General features: G+C 69.1%; 16 protein-coding genes. 10 read left to right on the top strand and 6 right to left on the bottom strand.

Translation table 11 applies throughout. The features are described 5' to 3' along the window. The first annotated feature begins 39 nt into the window (after positions 1–39). Positions 40–957, top strand: a complete 918-nt coding sequence (gene ypfJ / locus AB5L97_RS09200) for a KPN_02809 family neutral zinc metallopeptidase (RefSeq protein WP_369047260.1) — start codon at positions 40–42, stop codon at positions 955–957. Positions 958–1,079: 122 nt separating this feature from the next. Here ypfJ and AB5L97_RS09195 read toward each other — a convergent pair whose 3' ends face one another. The 5 genes from AB5L97_RS09195 to AB5L97_RS09175 are packed head-to-tail and all read right to left on the bottom strand — an operon-like array spanning position 1,080 to position 5,803. Further along, the gene (locus tag AB5L97_RS09195; protein WP_369047259.1) at positions 1,080–1,409 is read right to left on the bottom strand and encodes a metal-sulfur cluster assembly factor; all 330 of its coding nucleotides are present in this window, start codon (positions 1,407–1,409) and stop codon (positions 1,080–1,082) included. Positions 1,410–1,446: 37 nt separating this feature from the next. Continuing rightward, positions 1,447–2,223: a Fe-S cluster assembly ATPase SufC gene (gene sufC, locus AB5L97_RS09190; protein ID WP_307956456.1), complete on the bottom strand. Its 777-nt coding sequence runs from the start codon at positions 2,221–2,223 to the stop codon at positions 1,447–1,449. 53 nt (positions 2,224–2,276) lie between these two features. Further along, the gene (gene sufD / locus AB5L97_RS09185) at positions 2,277–3,569 is read right to left on the bottom strand and encodes a Fe-S cluster assembly protein SufD (protein WP_423246836.1); all 1,293 of its coding nucleotides are present in this window, start codon (positions 3,567–3,569) and stop codon (positions 2,277–2,279) included. Between the two features lies 1 nt (position 3,570). Beyond that, the gene (sufB, locus tag AB5L97_RS09180; RefSeq protein ID WP_307956457.1) at positions 3,571–5,058 is read right to left on the bottom strand and encodes a Fe-S cluster assembly protein SufB; all 1,488 of its coding nucleotides are present in this window, start codon (positions 5,056–5,058) and stop codon (positions 3,571–3,573) included. After that, positions 5,039–5,803, bottom strand: a complete 765-nt coding sequence (locus AB5L97_RS09175; RefSeq protein ID WP_307956458.1) for a helix-turn-helix transcriptional regulator — start codon at positions 5,801–5,803, stop codon at positions 5,039–5,041. Before AB5L97_RS09175 ends, sufB begins: the two co-directional genes overlap by 20 nt. Before the next feature lie 144 nt (positions 5,804–5,947). On the opposite strand from AB5L97_RS09175, the gene AB5L97_RS09170 reads away from it, so the two are divergent. Genes AB5L97_RS09170 through AB5L97_RS09160 form a run of 3 tightly spaced genes read left to right on the top strand, consistent with a single transcriptional unit; the run spans position 5,948 to position 8,641 of the window. After that, a complete protein-coding gene (locus AB5L97_RS09170; RefSeq protein ID WP_369047258.1) occupies positions 5,948–6,970 on the top strand; it encodes an ABC transporter ATP-binding protein in 1,023 nt (340 codons plus the stop codon). Next, positions 6,967–7,707 carry an ABC transporter permease gene (locus tag AB5L97_RS09165; RefSeq protein WP_369047257.1) on the top strand — a complete coding sequence of 247 codons (741 nt, stop codon included), beginning with the start codon at positions 6,967–6,969 and terminating at the stop codon, positions 7,705–7,707. Before AB5L97_RS09170 ends, AB5L97_RS09165 begins: the two co-directional genes overlap by 4 nt. 4 nt (positions 7,708–7,711) lie before the next feature. Then, on the top strand, positions 7,712–8,641 hold the full coding sequence (locus tag AB5L97_RS09160) for a COX15/CtaA family protein (protein ID WP_307956461.1): 930 nt from the start codon (positions 7,712–7,714) through the stop codon (positions 8,639–8,641). A 117-nt stretch (positions 8,642–8,758) separates the two neighbouring features. Here AB5L97_RS09160 and AB5L97_RS09155 read toward each other — a convergent pair whose 3' ends face one another. After that, positions 8,759–9,706: a heme o synthase gene (locus AB5L97_RS09155; protein ID WP_307956462.1), complete on the bottom strand. Its 948-nt coding sequence runs from the start codon at positions 9,704–9,706 to the stop codon at positions 8,759–8,761. Between the two features lie 361 nt (positions 9,707–10,067). Here AB5L97_RS09155 and tkt point away from each other — a divergent pair, with 361 nt between their 5' ends. From tkt to pgl, 6 genes are all read left to right on the top strand, one after another. After that, positions 10,068–12,170: a transketolase gene (gene tkt / locus AB5L97_RS09150; RefSeq protein WP_369047399.1), complete on the top strand. Its 2,103-nt coding sequence runs from the start codon at positions 10,068–10,070 to the stop codon at positions 12,168–12,170. 19 nt (positions 12,171–12,189) lie between these two features. Further along, the gene (gene tal, locus AB5L97_RS09145; protein ID WP_369047256.1) at positions 12,190–13,311 is read left to right on the top strand and encodes a transaldolase; all 1,122 of its coding nucleotides are present in this window, start codon (positions 12,190–12,192) and stop codon (positions 13,309–13,311) included. Beyond that, positions 13,308–14,927 (top strand): glucose-6-phosphate isomerase, encoded by a 1,620-nt coding sequence (locus tag AB5L97_RS09140; RefSeq protein ID WP_369047255.1) that lies wholly within the window; start codon positions 13,308–13,310, stop codon positions 14,925–14,927. The genes tal and AB5L97_RS09140 overlap by 4 nt, the downstream gene beginning before the upstream one ends. An 88-nt stretch (positions 14,928–15,015) precedes the next feature. Further along, complete coding sequence (gene zwf / locus AB5L97_RS09135) at positions 15,016–16,566, top strand: glucose-6-phosphate dehydrogenase (RefSeq protein WP_307956466.1); 1,551 nt, start codon at positions 15,016–15,018, stop codon at positions 16,564–16,566. Next, entirely contained in the window at positions 16,563–17,504 is a 942-nt protein-coding gene (locus AB5L97_RS09130) for a glucose-6-phosphate dehydrogenase assembly protein OpcA (protein ID WP_307956467.1), read from the top strand. Before zwf ends, AB5L97_RS09130 begins: the two co-directional genes overlap by 4 nt. After that, positions 17,494–18,312, top strand: a complete 819-nt coding sequence (gene pgl, locus AB5L97_RS09125; protein ID WP_307956468.1) for a 6-phosphogluconolactonase — start codon at positions 17,494–17,496, stop codon at positions 18,310–18,312. Before AB5L97_RS09130 ends, pgl begins: the two co-directional genes overlap by 11 nt. Positions 18,313–18,336: the final 24 nt, after the last annotated feature.

The raw sequence follows: 18,336 nt of genomic DNA, 5'->3' as shown, positions 1-18,336 counted from the left end.
CACCGGCTGCCGTCACACAGCGCAAGTTACCCTAGGGTCATGAGTTTCAACGACGGTGCCCAGCTCGATCCGTCGCAGGTCGAGGACCGGCGCGGCGGGGGTGGCGGACTCGGGCGAGGCACCATGATCGGCGGCGGCGTAGGCGGCGCCCTTCTCGTGATCGTCCTGAGCCTTCTCGGAGTCAACCCGGGCATCCTGTCCGATCTCACCGGCAGCGGCCAGGACACGGGCCAGCAGCAGGCGCCCGCGGGAACCGGGGCGAGCAACGGGACGGGCACGTGCAAGACGGGTGCGGACGCCTCTCAGCGGCTCGACTGCCGGATTGTCGGAACGGTCAACAGCGTCAACGCATTCTGGGCACCGTACCTCAGCAAGCAGGGCGTGAAGTACACGAACCCCAAAGCGGTCGTCTTCAGCGGCCAGACCTCCACTGCCTGCGGCCCGGCCACGACCGCCGTCGGGCCGTTCTACTGCCCCGGCGATAAGTCGGCCTACTTCGATCCAGGGTTCTTCGACGAGCTCGTGAGCCGCTTCGGATCCTCCGGCGGTCCTCTCGCACAGGAATACGTCGTGGCGCATGAGTACGGCCACCACGTCCAGGATCTCCTGGGCACTCTGGGCTACGCGCAGAAGGACCCCCAGGGCCCCCAGTCGGGCAGCGTCCGGGTGGAGCTCCAGGCGGACTGCTACGCGGGGATGTGGGCGCACTACGCCAGCACTGTGAACGATCCGGCCACCGGCAAGCCCTACCTGCAGCAGATCACGCAGAAGGACGTCCAGGACGCGCTCTCGGCGGCCTCTTCCGTGGGCGATGACCGCATCCAGAAGTCGGCGACCGGCCGCGTTAACCCGGAGTCCTGGACGCACGGCTCGAGCCAGCAGCGCCAGACCTGGTTCATGCGCGGTTTCCAGAGCGGGGACATCAACCAGTGCAACACGCTCACTGGAACCGTGTGAGCTGCACCCGGGGCGGCTGGAGCAGCTGAAGCACGACGGCGGCCGGTCGCCTTCCGTAAAGAAGGCGACCGGCCGCCGTCGTCCGCTCTCGCGGCCGTCCAGGCTTCTGGATGTCTGGGCGTCTAGATGTTGAACCCGAGAGCACGCATCTGGTCGCGGCCGTCTTCGGTGATCCGCTCGGGACCCCATGGCGGCATCCAGACCCAGTTGAGCCGCCACTCGTCGACTGCCCCGTCGAGGACCTGTCCGACCTGCTCTTCGAGGATGTCCGTGAGCGGGCACGCGGCGGTTGTGAGCGTCATGCTGATGAGCAGCGCACCGTCCTCGCCGTATTCGAGCCCGTAGACGAGCCCCAGGTCCACGACGTTGACGCCGAGCTCGGGGTCGATGACGTCCTTGAGACGCTCCTCGATGTCCGCGAGCGCGGTCGGTGCGGGCTGGATCTCTGTCATCGCTGCCTTCCCTGTTTCGACTGTGGTGTCCGTGGCGTCAGGCCTGCGCGGACGCCGTGCCCGCCGCGGCGAGGTAGCGGTCGTAGCCTTCGTCCTCGAGACGGTCTGCGAGCTCGGGGCCGCCCTGCTCGGCGATCTTGCCGTCCACGAACACGTGGACGAACTGCGGCTTGATGTACCGCAGGATCCGCGTGTAGTGGGTGATGAGAAGCGTGCCCATGTTGCCCTCGTCCTGGGCGCGGTTGACGCCCTCGGAGACGACCTTGAGGGCGTCGACGTCGAGGCCGGAATCGGTCTCGTCGAGGATGGCAAACTTCGGCTTGAAGAGCTCGAGCTGGAGGATCTCGACGCGCTTCTTCTCGCCGCCCGAGAAGCCCTCGTTGACGTTGCGCTGGGCGAAGTCCGCGTCGATGCGCAGCTGCTCCATGGCGGCCTTGACGTCCTTGGTCCACGTGCGCAGCGCCGGAGCCTTGCCGTCGATCGCCGTCTTCGCGGTGCGCAGGAAGTTCGTCATCGTGACGCCGGGGACCTCGACGGGGTACTGCATCGCGAGGAACAGGCCAGCGCGGGCGCGGGCGTCGACGCTCATCGCGAGGACGTCCTCGCCGTCGAGCGTGATGGAGCCCGAGGTGACGGTGTAGCGCGGGTGGCCCGCGATGGTCGAGGCGAGCGTTGACTTGCCGGAGCCGTTGGGGCCCATGAGGGCGTGGGTCTCGCCGGTCTTGACGGTCAGGGTGACGCCCTTGAGGATCTCCTTGACGCCCTGCTCGGTCTCGATCGAGACGTGCAGGTCCTTGATCTCCAGAGTGGACATGTGTGTTCTCCTAGTGCCCGGTCGCTCCGGGCGAAGTCGCGAGGGGGTGAGGGTCAGTTTTCGCCAGCGTCGAGCTCGCGCTCGACGGCCTCGGTGAGGTGCTCTTCGATGCTGGCAACGCCGATCTTCTGGATGATCTCGTTCAGGAAGCCGCGCACCACAAGCCGGCGCGCCACGTCCTCGGGGATGCCGCGGGCCATGAGGTAGAAGAGGTGCTCGTCGTCGAAGCGGCCGGTCGCGCTCGCGTGGCCGGCGCCCTCGATGAGGCCCGTCTCGATCTCGAGGTTCGGGACCGAGTCGGCGCGGCCGCCGTCGGTGAGGATCAGGTTCTGGTTCTTCTCGTAGCTGTCGGTGCCCTCGGCCTGCTTCTGGATGAGGACGTCGCCGACCCACACGGTGCGCGCGTCCTTGCCCTGGAGCGCGCCCTTGTACAGCACGTTCGAGACGCAGTTGGGCTGGGCGTGGTCCACGTAGGTGCGCTGCTCGAGGTGCTGGCCTGCGTCCGCGAAGTACAGGCCGAAGAGCTCGGCCTGCCCGCCCGGCGCGGCGAAGCGGGCCGTCGGGGTCATCCGGACCAGCGAGCCGCCGAGGCTCACCACGATGTGCTTGATGTGCGCGTCTCGGCCGATCTTCACCTGCTGGCTCGAGGCATGCACCGATTCGTCGGTCCATTCCTGGAGGGTCACCACGGTGAGGTCGGCGCCGTCCTCGAGGACGATCTCGACGTTCTCCGAGACGATGGCCGCACCGACATGCTGGAGCACGACGACGCCTCGCGCCCCCTTCTCGGCCACGATCACCACATGCTGGGCTGCTGCGGCGAGGCCCGCGCCCGTGAGCGTCACGAGGACCCGCTCATCGAGCGCGATGCCGGACGGGATCGTCACCACCGTGGCCTCGGCGAAGTGCGCCCAGGCGTTCGCGGAGACACGGTCCTCGGGGATGCCGGCGGAGCCGATGCGGGCATCGTCGCGGCCCACGGTCTCGACGCGGACCTGCTCCGGCGCCTCGACAGCGACAGCCGGCGCGGCGCCGTCGAGCACGTCCTTGTGAAGCCCGCCCAGACGCTTGAGGGGCGTGAACCGCCACTCCTCTTCCGTTCCCTTGACGGCCGGGAAGTCCTCGAGGCGGTACGAGGTCAGGCGGCCGGCGCGCGAGCTGTCCGGGATGCCGTAGCCGCCGCCGTGGGAATGCGCCTTGGCCGCGTCACCGCCGAGCGGGGAGGCTGCGGTCTGCGCGGGGGCGAGCGTCTCGCCCTCCTCGGTGAGGCCGGGGATGGACGGCGCGCCGATGCGGGCCTTCTCGGCGATGTTCTCTTCAGTCGTCACTTCGGTCAGTTCTGTCATCTCAGCCGACGGACCCTTCCATCTGCAGTTCGATCAATCGGTTCAGCTCGAGGGCGTACTCCATGGGGAGCTCGCGCGCGATCGGCTCGATGAAGCCGCGCACGATCATCGCCATGGCCTCGTCCTCGGGCATACCGCGGGACATGAGGTAGAAGAGCTGCTCCTCCGACACGCGCGAGACGGTCGCCTCGTGGCCGAGGACCACGTCATCCTCGCGGATGTCGATGTACGGGTAGGTATCGGACCGCGAGATCGTGTCGACGAGCAGGGCGTCGCAGCGCACGGTGTTGGCCGAGTGCTTCGCCCCCTCGCGCACCTGCACGAGGCCGCGGTACGCAGCGCGTCCCCCGCCGCGGGCCACGGACTTGGACACGATCGAGGACTTCGTGTTCGGCGCGATGTGGACCATCTTCGAGCCGGTGTCCTGGTGCTGGCCCGCGCCCGCGAAGGCGATCGAAAGGGTCTCGCCCTTGGCGTGCTCGCCCACGAGGTAGACGGCCGGGTACTTCATGGTCACCTTGGAGCCGATGTTTCCATCGATCCACTCCATCGTGGCGCCCTCGTGGCAGACGGCGCGCTTGGTCACGAGGTTGTAGACGTTGGTCGACCAGTTCTGGATCGTCGTGTAGCGGACGCGGGCGCCCTTCTTCACGATGATCTCGACGACGGCCGAGTGCAGCGAGTCAGACGTGTAGATCGGGGCGGTGCAGCCCTCGATGTAGTGCACGTAGGAGTCCTCGTCCGCGATGATGAGGGTCCGCTCGAACTGGCCCATGTTCTCCGTGTTGATGCGGAAGTAGGCCTGCAGCGGGATCTCGACGTGGACGCCCTTCGGGACGTACACGAACGAGCCGCCGGACCACACAGCGGTGTTGAGCGAGGCGAACTTGTTGTCGCCGGCAGGGATGACCGTCCCGAAGTACTCGGTGAAGAACTCGGGGTGCTCCTTGAGCGCGGTGTCCGTGTCGAGGAAGATCACGCCCTGGGCCTCGAGGTCCTCGCGGATCTGGTGGTACACGACCTCGGACTCGTACTGCGCGGCCACGCCGGCCACGAGGCGCGAACGCTCGGCCTCGGGGATGCCGAGCCTCTCGTAGGTGTTGCGGATGTCCTCCGGGAGGTCTTCCCACGAGCCGGCCTGCTTCTCCGTGGAGCGCACAAAGTACTTGATGTTGTCGAAGTCGATGCCGGACAGGTCTGCGCCCCACAGCGGCATGGGCTTGCGGTCGAAGTACTTCAGGCCCTTGAGGCGGAGATCGAGCATCCACTCGGGCTCGCTCTTCTTGCCGGAGATGTCCCGGACCACGTCCTCGTTGAGGCCGCGGCGCGCGTTGGCGCCGGCGTCGTCCTTGTCGGCCCACCCGTACTCGTAGGTGCCGATCCCGTGGAGCTCGGGATTCCTCTCCAGGATCTCGGCGATCACCGTGGACCCGGCCTGCGCCTGGCCCGCGGTGGTCGCGGCTCGGTTCTCAGCTAATTGATCCGTCATCGCGGCCTCTCTGCTGGTCGGTTGTACTCTCCGCGGCGTGGGCCGTCTTCTGGCCCCGCCCGGTGGGAATGTGGGTCGTGCACACGTGGCCGCCCTGCGCGAGCGTCGAGAGCCGCCGGACGTCCACGCCGAGGAGGCGCGAGAAGGCTGCCGTCTCGCTGTCGCAGAACACCGGGAACTCCGCCGCGAGCTGCTGCACGGGGCAGTGGCCCTGGCACAGCTGGACGCTCGCGAGGTGCGCCGGGAGCACCGGCTTGCCCTGGACGGACGCGGCCGAGGCCACGAAGCCGTCGGCCGTGAGCGCGTCGGCGAGCGCGCGCGAGCGGGCCGCGACGTCGTCGCCCGCCGCATCCACGAGGGGCCGGTAACGGCGCTCCATGGCCGAGAAGCGCTCGTGGGCGAAGTCCTCCACGGCTCCGGGGCCCCCCAGCTCCGAGAGCCGTTCAAGCGCCTTCCGGGCGATGTCGAGGTAGTCGTCACCGATGGTCGACTGGCCGCGCGAAGTCAGTACGTACCGGCGAGCGGGCCTGCCGGCGCCGGTGCCAGACGTCGCTACGCGCTTGACTTCGACGACGCCCGCGTCGGTCAGGGCATCGAGGTGGCGGCGCACGGCTGCCGGCGTGACGTTGAGCATGTCGCCGAGCTCGGCAGCGCTCACGGGCCCGTGCTCGAGGACCGCACTGAGGACGCGGTCGCGCGTGCGGTCCTCAGAGTCAGGCCTCGTGTCGGCCTTCGGCGTCTTCACGGAATACACAAGACAATCATTGCCTAATACTCCGGCAGTCTCCAGTAAGGAGACACTTATCACGCCGATGGCGAACCGCACAGGGACCTCCGGCCCAAGCCGAGCCGCGCGAACAGAGACTACTACCTTGCGTAGAATGGACAGGTGCTACAGACCGGTACCCCCTGCCTCGAAATCGAAGGCCTGGTGAAGGACGTCGGACCCATTCCCTCCCTCGACGGCCGCATGAAGCGGGTCTTGGCCGGCGTTGACCTCACGGCCCGCGCGGGCGAGATCACGGTGCTCCTGGGCGTCAACGGCGCCGGCAAGACCACCACGCTCGAGTGCGCGCAGGGCCTGCAGAAGCGCACGGACGGCGTGGTGCGGCTCCTCGGGCAGGACCCCGAGAAGGCCGACGCCGAGCTGCGCGCCCGCGTCGGGATCATGCTCCAGGAGGGCGGTTTGCCGCCGTCGGCGCGCCCACTCGCCCTGTTGAGGCACGTTGCGGGCATGTACGCCGACCCGCAGCCCGTCGACGAGCTCGCTGAGCGTCTCGGCATCCACGAATTCGCCTCCACGACCATCCGGCGGCTCTCGGGAGGCCAGAAGCAGCGCGTCGCGCTCGCGGCGACCCTCATCGGGCGTCCCGAGGTGGTGTTCCTCGACGAGCCGAGTGCAGGGCTCGATCCGCAGTCACGGGAGCTCGTCGTTGAACTCATCGACGAGCTGCGCCGCGAGGGGCTCGGCATCATCCTCACCACTCACCTGCTGGACGACGCCGAGCGGCTCGCCGACGTGGTCCACATCCTCGACCGCGGCCGCGTCATCACGAGCGGGTCCGTCGCCGAGATCCTCGAGGGCCGCGAGGGGGCCGGCACGCGGCTCACGCTGCGGACCGAGCCCGGGCTGCCGCTCGCGGACGCCTTCGCCGGACGCGCGGGGCGCGAGGCGATCACTGTCACCGAGCCGTCCACGGGCCACTACGTGATCGAGGGCGAGCTCACCTCGGCGGACCTGGCCGGGATCGCGCAGTGGCTGCACGCCCATGGCATCATGCCGCAGCACCTCGAGCTCGGCCGCGCGAACCTCCAGGACGTCTTCCTCGCGATCGCCGCGGAATCCGCGGAAGAGTCCGCGGACAGCGACCTCGAGCCCGGACGCCGCGGCAGCAGGAGGAGCGCCGCATGAGCGCGGCAAGCCTGACCCGCCGAGTCTGGCAGCAGGGCCGGTACGAGACGGTGACCATGCTGCGCAACGGCGAGCAGCTCACCCTCATGATCGTCCTCCCACTCATGGCCCTCATCGGCCTCACGCTCACGCCCGTCCTCGACGGTCTGGGCCCCAGCCGGATCGCCGTCGCCGCTCCCGGGGTGCTTGCGCTGTGCACCATGAGCGTGGGATTCACCGGTCAGGGCATCGCGACAGGATTCGACCGCCGTTACGGGGTGCTCCGCTTCCTCTCGACCACGCCGCTGGGACGTGGCGGGCTCATCGCTGGAAAAGTGCTCGCCGTGCTCGTGGTGCTCGCGGTGCAAGTGGTCGTCATCGGCGGCGTGGCGCTGATCCTCGGATGGCGGCCCAGCGCCGTCGGGCTCCTCCTCGGACTGCCCCTTCTCGCCCTCGGCGCGGCGGCGTTCACCGCACTCGGCCTCCTCATCGCCGGGACCGCCCGGCCCGAGGCGACGCTCGCCGTGACCAACCTCGTGTGGATCCTGCTCGGCGTCATGGGCGGCATTGTGCTCCCCTCCGAGCGCGCGCCCGCCGCCATCGCCCCGATCGTGGGGTACCTCCCTTCGGGGGCCTTGGGCGACGCCGTCCGCTCGGCCTTCATCGAAGGCTCACTCAACGTCCCCTCCGCCGTCGTGCTCGTCCTGTGGACCGTGCTCGCCGGCGCCGCCGCCACCCGCTGGTTCCGATGGAGCTGATCCCATGACCGACACCGTCCTCACGCGTTTCACCGCCCGACTGCCCAGGGAGGTGGATGGGCGCATCCGGGCCATGGCGCTCGCCTCGCTCATCGGCCAGATCGTGCTGATCGTCACGGGCGGCGCCGTCCGCCTCACGTCCTCGGGTCTCGGCTGTCCCACGTGGCCGCGGTGCACCGCGGGGTCCCTTGCCACGACGCCGGAGATGGGCGTCCACGGCATCATCGAGTTCGGCAACCGCCTCCTGACCTTCGCCCTGGCGGCCGTGGCGTTGGCGATGGTGGTCATGCTGTGGAACCTCCGAAAGGAGCGCAAGGACCTGTTCTGGCTCGCCGTCGGGCTGCTCGCAAGCGTTCCGGCCCAGGCCGTCATCGGCGGCATCACCGTGCTCACGCAGCTCAACCCGTGGGTTGTGGGCCTCCACTTCCTCGTGTCGATGGCCCTCGTGATCCTCTCGATGCTCCTGGTCAACCGGGCGTACGGGCGAGCCGGCCGCGTCATGGACCGCAGCTACCCTGCACTGCCCGGATCCATCGCTCCGACCATGGTGGCCACGGCCGCCGCTGCGGCCGCCGCCGTGGTGCTCGGTGTGGCGGTGACGGGTGCCGGCCCACACGCTGGCGACGCGAATGCGCCGCGCAACGGGCTCGACTGGGATCTGTTCTCCCACATCCATGCGGTGCCCGCGTACCTCGTCGTGTTCGGCGCGCTGTTCGGCGTCGTCATCGCCCTCACGCGCCGCATCCGCGGGGCGTACCGCAATGGGGTCCTTGCCCTGCTAGGCCTTACCATCCTTCAGGCGGCGATCGGCATCACCCAGTACTACACCGGGATCCCCGCGCTGCTCGTCGCCGCCCACATGCTCGTCTCGGCCCTGCTCATGGCGGCTGCAACCAACACGGCCGACGTCGCGCGGTACAGTCCCAAGGGGTAAGTCACCACCGGGGCGCGCACCATCTCGCAGCCCCGCGAGCTGATGTGCAGCTCCCAGGTCAGGAGGGCCGCGGCGTCACGCCGCGGCCCTCCTGTTATAACTCTGCGGGTACCAGGCTCAGCCGATGAGCGGAGCCCCGACGAAGGGGTCCACGGCCAGTGCAAGGAACAGCACGGTGAGGTAGCTGATGGAGCCGTGGAAGACCTTCATCGCCTTCTTGTCCTGGATTTCCTCCCGCTGGGCCCGCACGTAGAGCGCGTGTGATTCGTAGAGGAACCATCCGCCGACCGCGACCGCGGCCACCGTGTACACCCAGCCTGCGTGGCCGAGGGGAATCATGAGCAGCGAGGCGATGACCATGGCCCACGCGTAGAGCACTACCTGCACCGCCACGATCTTGGCACCGGCCACCGCGCCGAGCATCGGCACGTGCGCATTCCGGTAGTCCTCGCCGTAGCGCATCGACAGCGGCCAGTAGTGCGGTGGGGTCCACAGGAAGACGACGAGGAAGAGGATGACGGCGGGCCACTCGATCGTGTTCGTGACAGCCGACCAGGCGATGAGCACCGGGAAGCAGCCCGCGGCGCCGCCCCACACGATGTTCTGTGCCGTGCGGCGCTTGAGGATGAGCGTGTAGATGACGACGTAGAAGAAGATGGCCGCCGCGCCGAGGACAGCCGAGAGCGGGTTCGCGCCGAACCAGAGGATCGCGAGCGCTGCGATGCCGAGGACCCACGAGAACACGAGCGCCTCCCGCGGTGTGACCTCCCCGGTCACAAGGGGACGCTTCTCCGTGCGGCGCATGAGCCGGTCAATGTCCCGGTCGATGTAGCAGTTGAACGATCCCGCGCTCCCCGCGGCGAAGGCCCCACCAATCAGCGTCGCGATCATGAGACCGAGGGACGGGAAGCCGCGCTGCGCGTAGATCATCGTGGGGAGCGTGCTCACGAGCAGGAGCTCGATGATGCGGGGCTTCGTGAGGGCGACGTACGCCTTGATCTTGCGGCGCAGGCCGAGCTTCGCGGGCCTGGACGGGACGGTGGCGGGTGCGTCTGCTGTACTCACGGATGCGCGACTCTTCTACTCGGTGTCATCGGTTCTCCAAAGGGGTGCACGGGAACCGCCTCCATGATACCCGCGAGCTGTCAGCGGACCCTGCCGGGGCCCGCCGAAGGGCCGATCCCATCAGCCCTCTGCCAGTGCCGCAGATATTCACACTGCGGAAAGTTTCGGCAAACCCCTCTCGCCGGTCCTGTCCGCGTGGCTAGTATGTGAGCTGGATGCCCAGCCGCGTGAGGCGTGGGCAGACTCAGACAAATCGTTTCGATGGTGAACGGCTGGCAGGTTGCAGTGCAGGGCCCACCTTCGTGCCCCGATGCAGGCTGCCAGCCGTCAGCAATGAGAGGGGCCGGTGTACGTGCCTGCTGTGGATGTACAAGAACTGACCTGGACTGACCTGGACCGCAAGGCTGTGGACACGGTGCGTGTGCTGGCGGCGGATGCGGTGCAGAAGGTGGGGAATGGGCACCCGGGCACGGCAATGAGCCTGGCACCCGCGGCGTACCTGCTGTTCCAGAAGCTCATGCGGCACGATCCTGCGGACCCGGCGTGGATTGGGCGGGACCGGTTCATCCTCTCCCCCGGGCACTCGTCCCTGACGCTGTACATCCAGCTGTACTTGGCCGGGTACGGGCTTGAGCTGGGCGATCTGGAATCGCTGCGCACGTGGGGTTCGCTGACGCCGGGCCACCCGGAGTACAAGCACACCAAGGGCGTGGAGATCACCACGGGCCCGCTCGGGCAGGGCCTGGCCTCCTCGGTAGGGTTCGCCTACTCGGGCCGGCGCGAGCGGGGCCTGTACGACCCCGAGGCCGCGCAGGGTGAGTCCCCGTTCGACCACACGGTGTGGGTCATCGCCTCCGACGGGGACCTCCAGGAGGGCGTGACGTCCGAGGCGTCCTCGCTGGCCGGCCATCAGGAGCTGGGCAACCTCGTGGTCATCTACGACGAGAACCACATCTCGATCGAGGACGACACCGACGTCGCCTTCACCGAGGACGTCCTGAAGCGGTACGAGGCCTACGGCTGGCACACCCAGCGCGTGGACTGGACCCGGACCGGCGAATACGTCGAGGACGTCCCCGAGCTCTACTCGGCCCTGCTGGCCGCCAAGGCCGAGACCGGCCGCCCCTCGATCATCTCCCTGCGCACCGTCATCGGCTGGCCGTCTCCGACCAAGCAGAACACCGGCAAGATCCACGGCTCAGCGCTGGGCTCGGACGAGGTCGCGGCGCTGAAGGAGGTCCTGGGGTTCGACCCGGCCAAGTCCTTCGACGTGGACCCGGAGGTCCTGGCACACACCCGCGGCGCTGTTGAGCGCGGCGAGGCGGCCAAGGACCGGTGGCAGGCCGGCTTCGATGCCTGGAAGGCCGCGAACCCCGCCGCCGCGGCCCTGCACGAGCGCGTGGAGGCCCGGCGCCTGCCCGAGGGCTGGGCGGACTCCCTGCCCGTGTTCCCCGCCGGGAAGGACGTCTCTACCCGTGCGGCCTCGGGCAAGGTCCTGAACGCGATCGGCCCGGTCCTGCCGGAGCTGTGGGGCGGGTCCGCCGACCTTGCCGAGTCGAACAACACCACGATCGAGGGCTCCCCCTCCTTCATCCCGGCCTCGCGCCAGACCGAGGCATGGAAGGGCAACCCGTACGGCCGGGTGCTGCACTTCGGCATCCGTGAGCACGCGGCGGCCTCGATCGTCAACGGCATCACCCTGGGCGGGAAGACCCGCGCCTTCTCCGGAACGTTCCTCATCTTCTCCGACTACCAGCGCCCCGCGATCCGCCTCTCGGCGCTCATGGGCATCCCGTCCACCTACGTCTGGACGCATGACTCGATCGGCCTCGGCGAGGACGGCCCGACCCACCAGCCCGTCGAGCAGCTCGCCTCGCTGCGTGCGATCCCGGGCCTGGACGTGGTCCGCCCCGCCGATGCCAACGAGACCGCCCAGGCGTGGAAGGCCATCCTCGAGAACACGCAGAACCCGGCCGGCATCGTCCTGACCCGGCAGAACCTGCCGACCTGGGACCGCGGCGAGGGCGCCTTCGGCGACGCCGCCGGCACCGCCCGCGGCGCCTACGTCCTGGCCGAGGCCCAGCGCGAGGGCGTCGACGTGGCCCCGGACGTGATCCTCATCGGCACCGGCTCCGAGGTCCAGCTCGCCGTCGCCGCCCGCGAGGCCCTCGCGGCCGAGGGCATCGCCGCGCGCGTCGTGTCCATGCCCTGCGTCGAATGGTTCAAGGCCCAGGACACCGACTACCGCGAATCGGTCCTCCCCGCGGCCGTCAAGGCCCGCGTCTCGGTCGAGGCCGGCCTGGCACTGGGCTGGCGCGAGTTCGTCGGCGACGCCGGGCGCAGCATCAGCCTCGAGCACTACGGCGCCTCCGCCGACTACAAGACCCTCTTCCGCGAGTTCGGGATCACCCCCGAGGCCGTCACGGCCGCCGCCAAGGACTCCATCGCCGCCGCCGCGGCCTGACCACCAAGGAGCATTGACCATGACTACCCCCACACAGGCCCTGTCCGATGCAGGCGTCTCGATCTGGCTCGACGACCTCTCCCGCGCCCGCCTCGCCGACGGCTCCCTCGCCAAGCTCATCGAGGAGAAGAACGTCGTGGGCGTGACCACGAACCCCACGATCTTCCACGCCGCGATCACCAAGGGCCACGGCTACGACGAGAAGCTGCGCGAGCTCGTGACCGCCGGCGCCGACGCCGAGCGCACCGTGTTCGAGCTCACCACCTCCGACGTCGCCGACGCGTGCCGGCTCTTCGCCCCCGTCGCCGAGGCCACCGGCGGCGTCGACGGGCGCGTGTCCATCGAGGTCGACCCGCGAAAGGCCTGGGACACCCAGGGAACGATCGCCGAGGCCCAGCGCCTCCATGAGAAGGTCAACGAGCCCAACGTGCACATCAAGATCCCCGCCACCGTCGAGGGCCTTGAGGCCATCGCCGCGACGCTCGGCGCCGGGATCAGCGTCAACGTGACCCTGATCTTCTCCCTCGAGCGCTACCGCGCCGTCATCAACGCGTTCATGACCGGCCTGGAGAAGGCCAAGGCCGCCGGGCACGACCTGACCGCCATCCACTCGGTCGCCTCCTTCTTCGTCTCCCGCGTGGACACCGAGGTCGACAAGCGCCTCGCGGCCATCGGCACCGACCAGGCGCTGGGCCTCAAGGGCAAGGCCGGCCTGGCCAACGCCCGCCTGGCCTACCAGATCTTCGAGGAGGAGTTCACCTCCGAGCGCTGGAAGCTGCTCGCCGCAGCCGGCGCGCACCCCCAGCGCCCGCTCTGGGCCTCCACCGGCGTGAAGGACCCGAACCTCCCCGACACCCTCTACGTCACCGGGCTCGTCGCGCCCCAGACCGTGAACACGATGCCGGAGAAGACCCTCGACGCCACGTTCGACCACGCCGAGGTCACCGGGGACACCGTCACCGGCACCTACGCCGAGGCCAACGCCCACCTCGACGCACTCGCAAGCCTCGGCGTCGACTACAACGACGTCGTCGCCGTCCTCGAGACCGAAGGCCTGGACAAGTTCGTCGCCTCCTGGAACGAACTCCTCGCCGACGTCGAGCAGACCCTCAGCGCAACCGCCCACGGAGCGCGCGCATGAGCGCACTGACGTTCGACGCCTCGGGAGCCGCCCAGCAGGCCGTCGACGCGCACGTGGAGAAGCTTGTCGCCGACTCGGTTGCTAGCCGGATCTTCGCCAAGGACCACACACTGTGGGGGAAGGACGCGGAGGAGGAATCGGCCAAGCGCCTTGGATGGGTCGAGGCCCCGGCCGTCTCCCGACCGCTCGTCGCGGACATCGTCGCACTGCGTGACGAGTTCCGGGCCGAGGGCGTGGACCGCATCGTCCTGTGCGGAATGGGCGGCTCATCGCTCGCGCCCGAGGTCATCGCGGGGACCGCGGGCGTGCCGCTCGTGGTCCTCGACTCGACGGATCCCGAGCAGGTCGCGAATGCGCTTGCAGAGCGCATCGAGAACACAGCGATCGTCGTGTCTTCGAAGTCCGGCTCCACGGTCGAGACCGACTCCCAGCGCAGGGCCTTCGAGGCCGCCTTCACGGCGGCCGGCATCGATGCGAAGAACCGCATCGTCATCGTGACTGATCCCGGCTCCCCGCTCGAGGCCACGAGCCGCGCGGCCGGCTACCGTGCGGTGTTCAACGCCGATCCGGCCGTGGGCGGGCGCTACTCGGCCCTGACCGCCTTCGGCCTCGTTCCGTCCGGCCTGGCCGGCGTGGACCTCCAGGCCCTCCTCGACGAGGCCGAGGAGGCCGCCGAGCTCCTTCGCGATGACTCGGTGGAGAACATCGGGCTCCAGCTGGGTGCTGCTCTGGGCGGGACCTCACCGCTGCGGGACAAGATCGTGATCGTCGAAGACGGCTCGGGCATCGCAGGATTCGCGGACTGGGCCGAGCAGCTCATCGCTGAATCGACAGGCAAGATCGGCCGCGGTCTGCTCCCGGTCGTGGCAGGTCTCGACGCTCCGGAGGTGTCCGGGGGCGCCGAGGACGTACTCGTCGTGCGGCTCGTCTCGACGGAAGGCGAGCCGACGCTGGGAACCAACGAGGCCGCCGTCGGCGGAGGTCTCGCCACCCAGATGGTCGTGTGGGAGTTCGCGACGGCCGTCGCGGGGCGCCTTCTCGGCATCAACCCGTTCGACCAGCCGGATGTCGAGGCCGCCAAGGTCGCCGCGCGCGGCCTGCTGGACGCCCAGCCGGAGCCGACCCCCGCGCTCTTCACTGACGGGGTGGTCGAGGTCCGGACGGGTGATGCGGGCGAGTGGCTCGGCGGTGCCTCGACGGTCTCGGAGGCCGTCAAGGCTCTGCTGTCCCAGCTCGGTCCGAAGGGCTACCTGAGCGTTCAGGCGTACCTCGACCGGCTCGCGTTCCCGCAGCTCGCCGAGGTGCGCGACCAGTTCGCCGCCGAAACCGGACGTCCGACGACGTTCGGCTGGGGTCCGCGGTTCCTGCACTCGACGGGGCAGTACCACAAGGGCGGCCCCGCCGTCGGGGTCTTCCTGCAGATCACCGCCGACTCAGATCAGGACGTCGAGATCCCTGAGCGCCCCTTCACCTTCGCCAAGCTCATCTCGGCCCAGGCTGCGGGCGACGCGCAGGTCCTTGCCGATCACGGCAGGCCTGTCCTCCGGCTCAACCTCACCGATCGCGCGGCCGGGGTCGCGCAGCTGTCCGGTCTCGTATCGGAACTGGCCCGCTGAGTCCTCGAGCGGCCGGTCCGGGCCCTTGGGCCAGGCCGGCCGCTCGCGTTCGTTTGGCGGACCGCACCTGATGGACTAGAAAGGCACCATGCCAGAGAACGACAACGGCGCGAAGAGGCGGTCGAATCCGCTGCGCGACCCGCGCGACCGCCGCCTCAACCGTATTGCGGGACCATCGTCGCTCGTGCTCTTCGGGGTAACGGGCGACCTCGCGCGCAAGAAGCTCATGCCCGCGGTGTACGACCTCGCAAACCGGGGCCTACTGCCTCCCAGTTTCGCTCTCGTGGGCTTCGCGAGGCGCGAATGGGAGAACGAGGATTTCGCCGAGGAGGTCAAGGCCTCGGTCAAGCAGTACGCACGCACTCCCTTCGACGAGACGGTGTGGGCTCAGCTCAACGAGGGCGTGCGGTTCGTCCAGGGTTCCTTCGACGACGATGATGCCTTCGAGGTCCTCAAGACGACGCTCGAGGAACTCGACGAGAAGCGCGGAACGCGCGGCAACCATGCGTTCTACCTCTCCATCCCGCCCAAGGCCTTCGAGCAGGTCTGCCGCCAGCTCTCGGACCACGGCCTCGCGCAGCCCGAGCCCGGCAAGTGGCGCCGCGTGGTGATCGAGAAGCCGTTCGGGCACGATCTGGCCTCGGCCCGGGCCCTCAATGACATCGTCGAGTCCGTCTTCCCCGCCGACGCGGTCTTCCGGATCGACCATTATCTTGGCAAAGAGACGGTCCAGAACATCCTCGCGCTGCGGTTCGCGAACATGCTGTTCGAGCCGCTCTGGAATTCCAATTACGTGGACCACGTCCAGATCACGATGGCGGAAGACATCGGCACCGGCGGCCGGGCGGGCTATTACGACGGCGTGGGCGCGGCGCGCGACGTCATCCAGAACCATCTCCTCCAGCTCCTGGCCCTCACTGCCATGGAGGAGCCCATCTCCTTCAACGCGGATGATCTGAGGACGGAGAAGGAAAAGGTCCTCGCGGCCGTCAAGCTCCCCGAAGACCTCTCCACCCACTCGGCCCGCGGCCAGTTCCTGGGCGGCTGGCAGGGCGGCGAGCTCGTCAAGGGCTACCTCGAGGAGGACGGCATCCCGGCCGACTCGATCACCGAGACCTACGCCGCCGTCCGGCTCGATATCAATACCCGCCGGTGGGCCGGAGTCCCGTTCTACCTCCGGGCCGGCAAGCGCCTCGGCCGCCGCGTCACCGAGATCGCGGTGGTCTTCAAGCGCGCCCCCAACCTCCTCTTCCAGGACCAGGCCGAGGACGAGTTCGGCCAGAACGCCGTCGTGATCCGGGTCCAGCCGGACGAGGGCGCGACGATCCGCTTCGGGTCCAAGGTCCCCGGGACCCAGATGGAAGTCCGCGATGTGAGCATGGACTTCGGGTACGGACACGCGTTCACCGAGTCCTCCCCCGAGGCCTACGAGCGACTCATCCTCGATGTCCTCCTGGGCGAACCTCCGCTGTTCCCGCGGCACGAGGAGGTCGAGCTCTCCTGGAAGATCCTCGACCCGTTCGAGGACTACTGGGCGAGCACCGGCGAGCAGCCCGAACCCTATGCTCCTGGCAGTTGGGGGCCCTCCTCCGCCGATCAGCTCCTCGCCCGCGACGGACGCTCCTGGAGGCGACCATGATCATCGACCTGCCCAACACCACCACCTCGAAGATCTCCAAGGAAATCACGAACATCCGGCACCGCGGCGGCGTCGTGGCCCTCGGCAGGGTGCTGACCCTCGTGGTCATCACGAAGCACGGATTCGAGGAGGAGGCCATCGAGGCGGCCAACGAGGCCAGCCGCGAGCATCCCTGCCGGATCATCGTGCTCGTCGACTCGGGCCGTGACTCCGCGGACCGCATCGACGGCCAGATCCGCGTGGGCGGCGATGCCGGCGCCTCAGAGGTCATCGTGCTGCGGGGCTACGGCCGCCTCGCCGAGGAGAGCGAGTCTCTCGTCGCAGCACTGCTGCTGCCCGATGCACCGATCGTGGCGTGGTGGCCGCACGGCGCACCGGACATCGCGAGCGCAACATCGATCGGCTGCATCGCCCATCGCCGCATCACCGACTCGGGCAACGAGCCGGACCCGGTCGCCGCGCTCTTCCACCTCAGGGACACCTACCGCCCCGGCGACACCGACCTCGCGTGGACCCGGCTGACGAACTGGCGCATCCAGCTCGCTGCGGCCCTCGATCAGGTCGACCCGGCTCCCGTCACCTCCGTGACCGTCGAAGGCGCGTCCGATTCCCCGAGCACCGTCCTCTTGGCTGCGTGGCTCGGGCTCACGCTCGACGCCCCGGTCACGACCGTCGAGGACCCCGCGGGAACGGGAATCCGCCGAGTGCGGCTCCAGCGGGCCAGCGGGGACATCCAGCTGCACCGCCCGGGCCTCACGGTCGCAGAGCTCTCGCAGCCGGGCCAACCTGCCCAGCGGATTGCGCTTCCGCGGCGCAGCCTGCAAGACTGCCTGTCCGAAGAACTGCGCAGGCTCGACCCCGATGAGGTCTTCGGAGAAGTCCTCGCCTCGGGGCTGCCGCGCACCAACCTGAGGAGTGTGCAGCCGAGTGAGCGCTGATCCCCGTGTGAGCATCCATCCCGACTCGTCCGTCCTCTTGGCTGCGATTGCGGCGCGGCTCATCACCAAGCTCGTGGACGCCCAGGACAGATACGGGGAGGCAACGATCGTCCTCACCGGCGGCTCGATGGGGATCGGCGCGCTCAAGGCCGTCGGCGAGTCGGCGGCGTGCCGAGCGGTGAACTGGTCCAAGGTCAACGTGTGGTGGGGTGACGAGCGCTTCGTCGAGGCAGACTCGACCGATCGCAACACCGTGCAGGCACGGGCAGCGCTCCTCGACCGTCTCCCGCTGGACCCCGAAAGAGTCCGCGAGCCGGGTGCGGCTGGGGAGTTCGCGACGTCGGACGACGCCGCGGCGGACTATGCGCGCCGCCTCGCCGAGGCGGCGGCAGCAGAGCATGACGCGGATGTCTCGGACTCGCGCCGCTCCGAGCCGAACAGAGTGCCCCGCTTCGATGTGCTCCTGCTGGGCGTGGGCCCTGATGCCCACGTGGCCTCGCTGTTCCCCGAGATGGCCGGGATCCGTGAGACCGAGCGGACGGTCGTGGGCGTCGAGAACGCGCCCAAGCCGCCGCCGTCGCGCATCTCCCTGACGCTTCCCGCCATCAAGTCCGCCGACGAGGTCTGGATGCTCGTGGCGGGCGAGGACAAGGCCGGCGCGGTCGGGCTTGCGCTGGCGGGTGCTGGCCCCGTGCAGGTGCCCGCCGCGGGCGCACGCGGCCGCTCACGCACCCTTTGGCTCATCGACGCGGCGGCGGCCTCGAGGGTGCCCGAAGAGCTCGTCCGCAAGGAGCCGGCCTCGGCCTGACGGCCTGCCTCCGACGCCGAAAGA

The organism is Sinomonas sp. P10A9 (assembly GCF_041022165.1).
Taxonomy (GTDB): domain Bacteria; phylum Actinomycetota; class Actinomycetes; order Actinomycetales; family Micrococcaceae; genus Sinomonas; species Sinomonas puerhi.
This window is presented reverse-complemented; position numbering and strand designations above follow the sequence as displayed.

Bases quoted from the DNA above. Each gene is read 5' to 3' on its own strand.
- AB5L97_RS09130 (WP_307956467.1), top strand. From the start codon at position 16,563: ATGATCATCGACCTGCCCAACACCACCACCTCGAAGATCTCCAAGGAA.
- AB5L97_RS09195 (WP_369047259.1), bottom strand. From the start codon at position 1,409: ATGACAGAGATCCAGCCCGCACCGACCGCGCTCGCGGACATCGAGGAG.
- tal (WP_369047256.1), top strand. From the start codon at position 12,190: ATGACTACCCCCACACAGGCCCTGTCCGATGCAGGCGTCTCGATCTGG.
- sufB (WP_307956457.1), bottom strand. From the start codon at position 5,058: ATGACGGATCAATTAGCTGAGAACCGAGCCGCGACCACCGCGGGCCAG.
- sufD (WP_423246836.1), bottom strand. From the start codon at position 3,569: ATGACAGAACTGACCGAAGTGACGACTGAAGAGAACATCGCCGAGAAG.
- AB5L97_RS09165 (WP_369047257.1), top strand. From the start codon at position 6,967: ATGAGCGCGGCAAGCCTGACCCGCCGAGTCTGGCAGCAGGGCCGGTAC.
- zwf (WP_307956466.1), top strand. From the start codon at position 15,016: ATGCCAGAGAACGACAACGGCGCGAAGAGGCGGTCGAATCCGCTGCGC.
- sufC (WP_307956456.1), bottom strand. From the start codon at position 2,223: ATGTCCACTCTGGAGATCAAGGACCTGCACGTCTCGATCGAGACCGAG.
- AB5L97_RS09160 (WP_307956461.1), top strand. From the start codon at position 7,712: ATGACCGACACCGTCCTCACGCGTTTCACCGCCCGACTGCCCAGGGAG.
- AB5L97_RS09140 (WP_369047255.1), top strand. From the start codon at position 13,308: ATGAGCGCACTGACGTTCGACGCCTCGGGAGCCGCCCAGCAGGCCGTC.
- ypfJ (WP_369047260.1), top strand. From the start codon at position 40: ATGAGTTTCAACGACGGTGCCCAGCTCGATCCGTCGCAGGTCGAGGAC.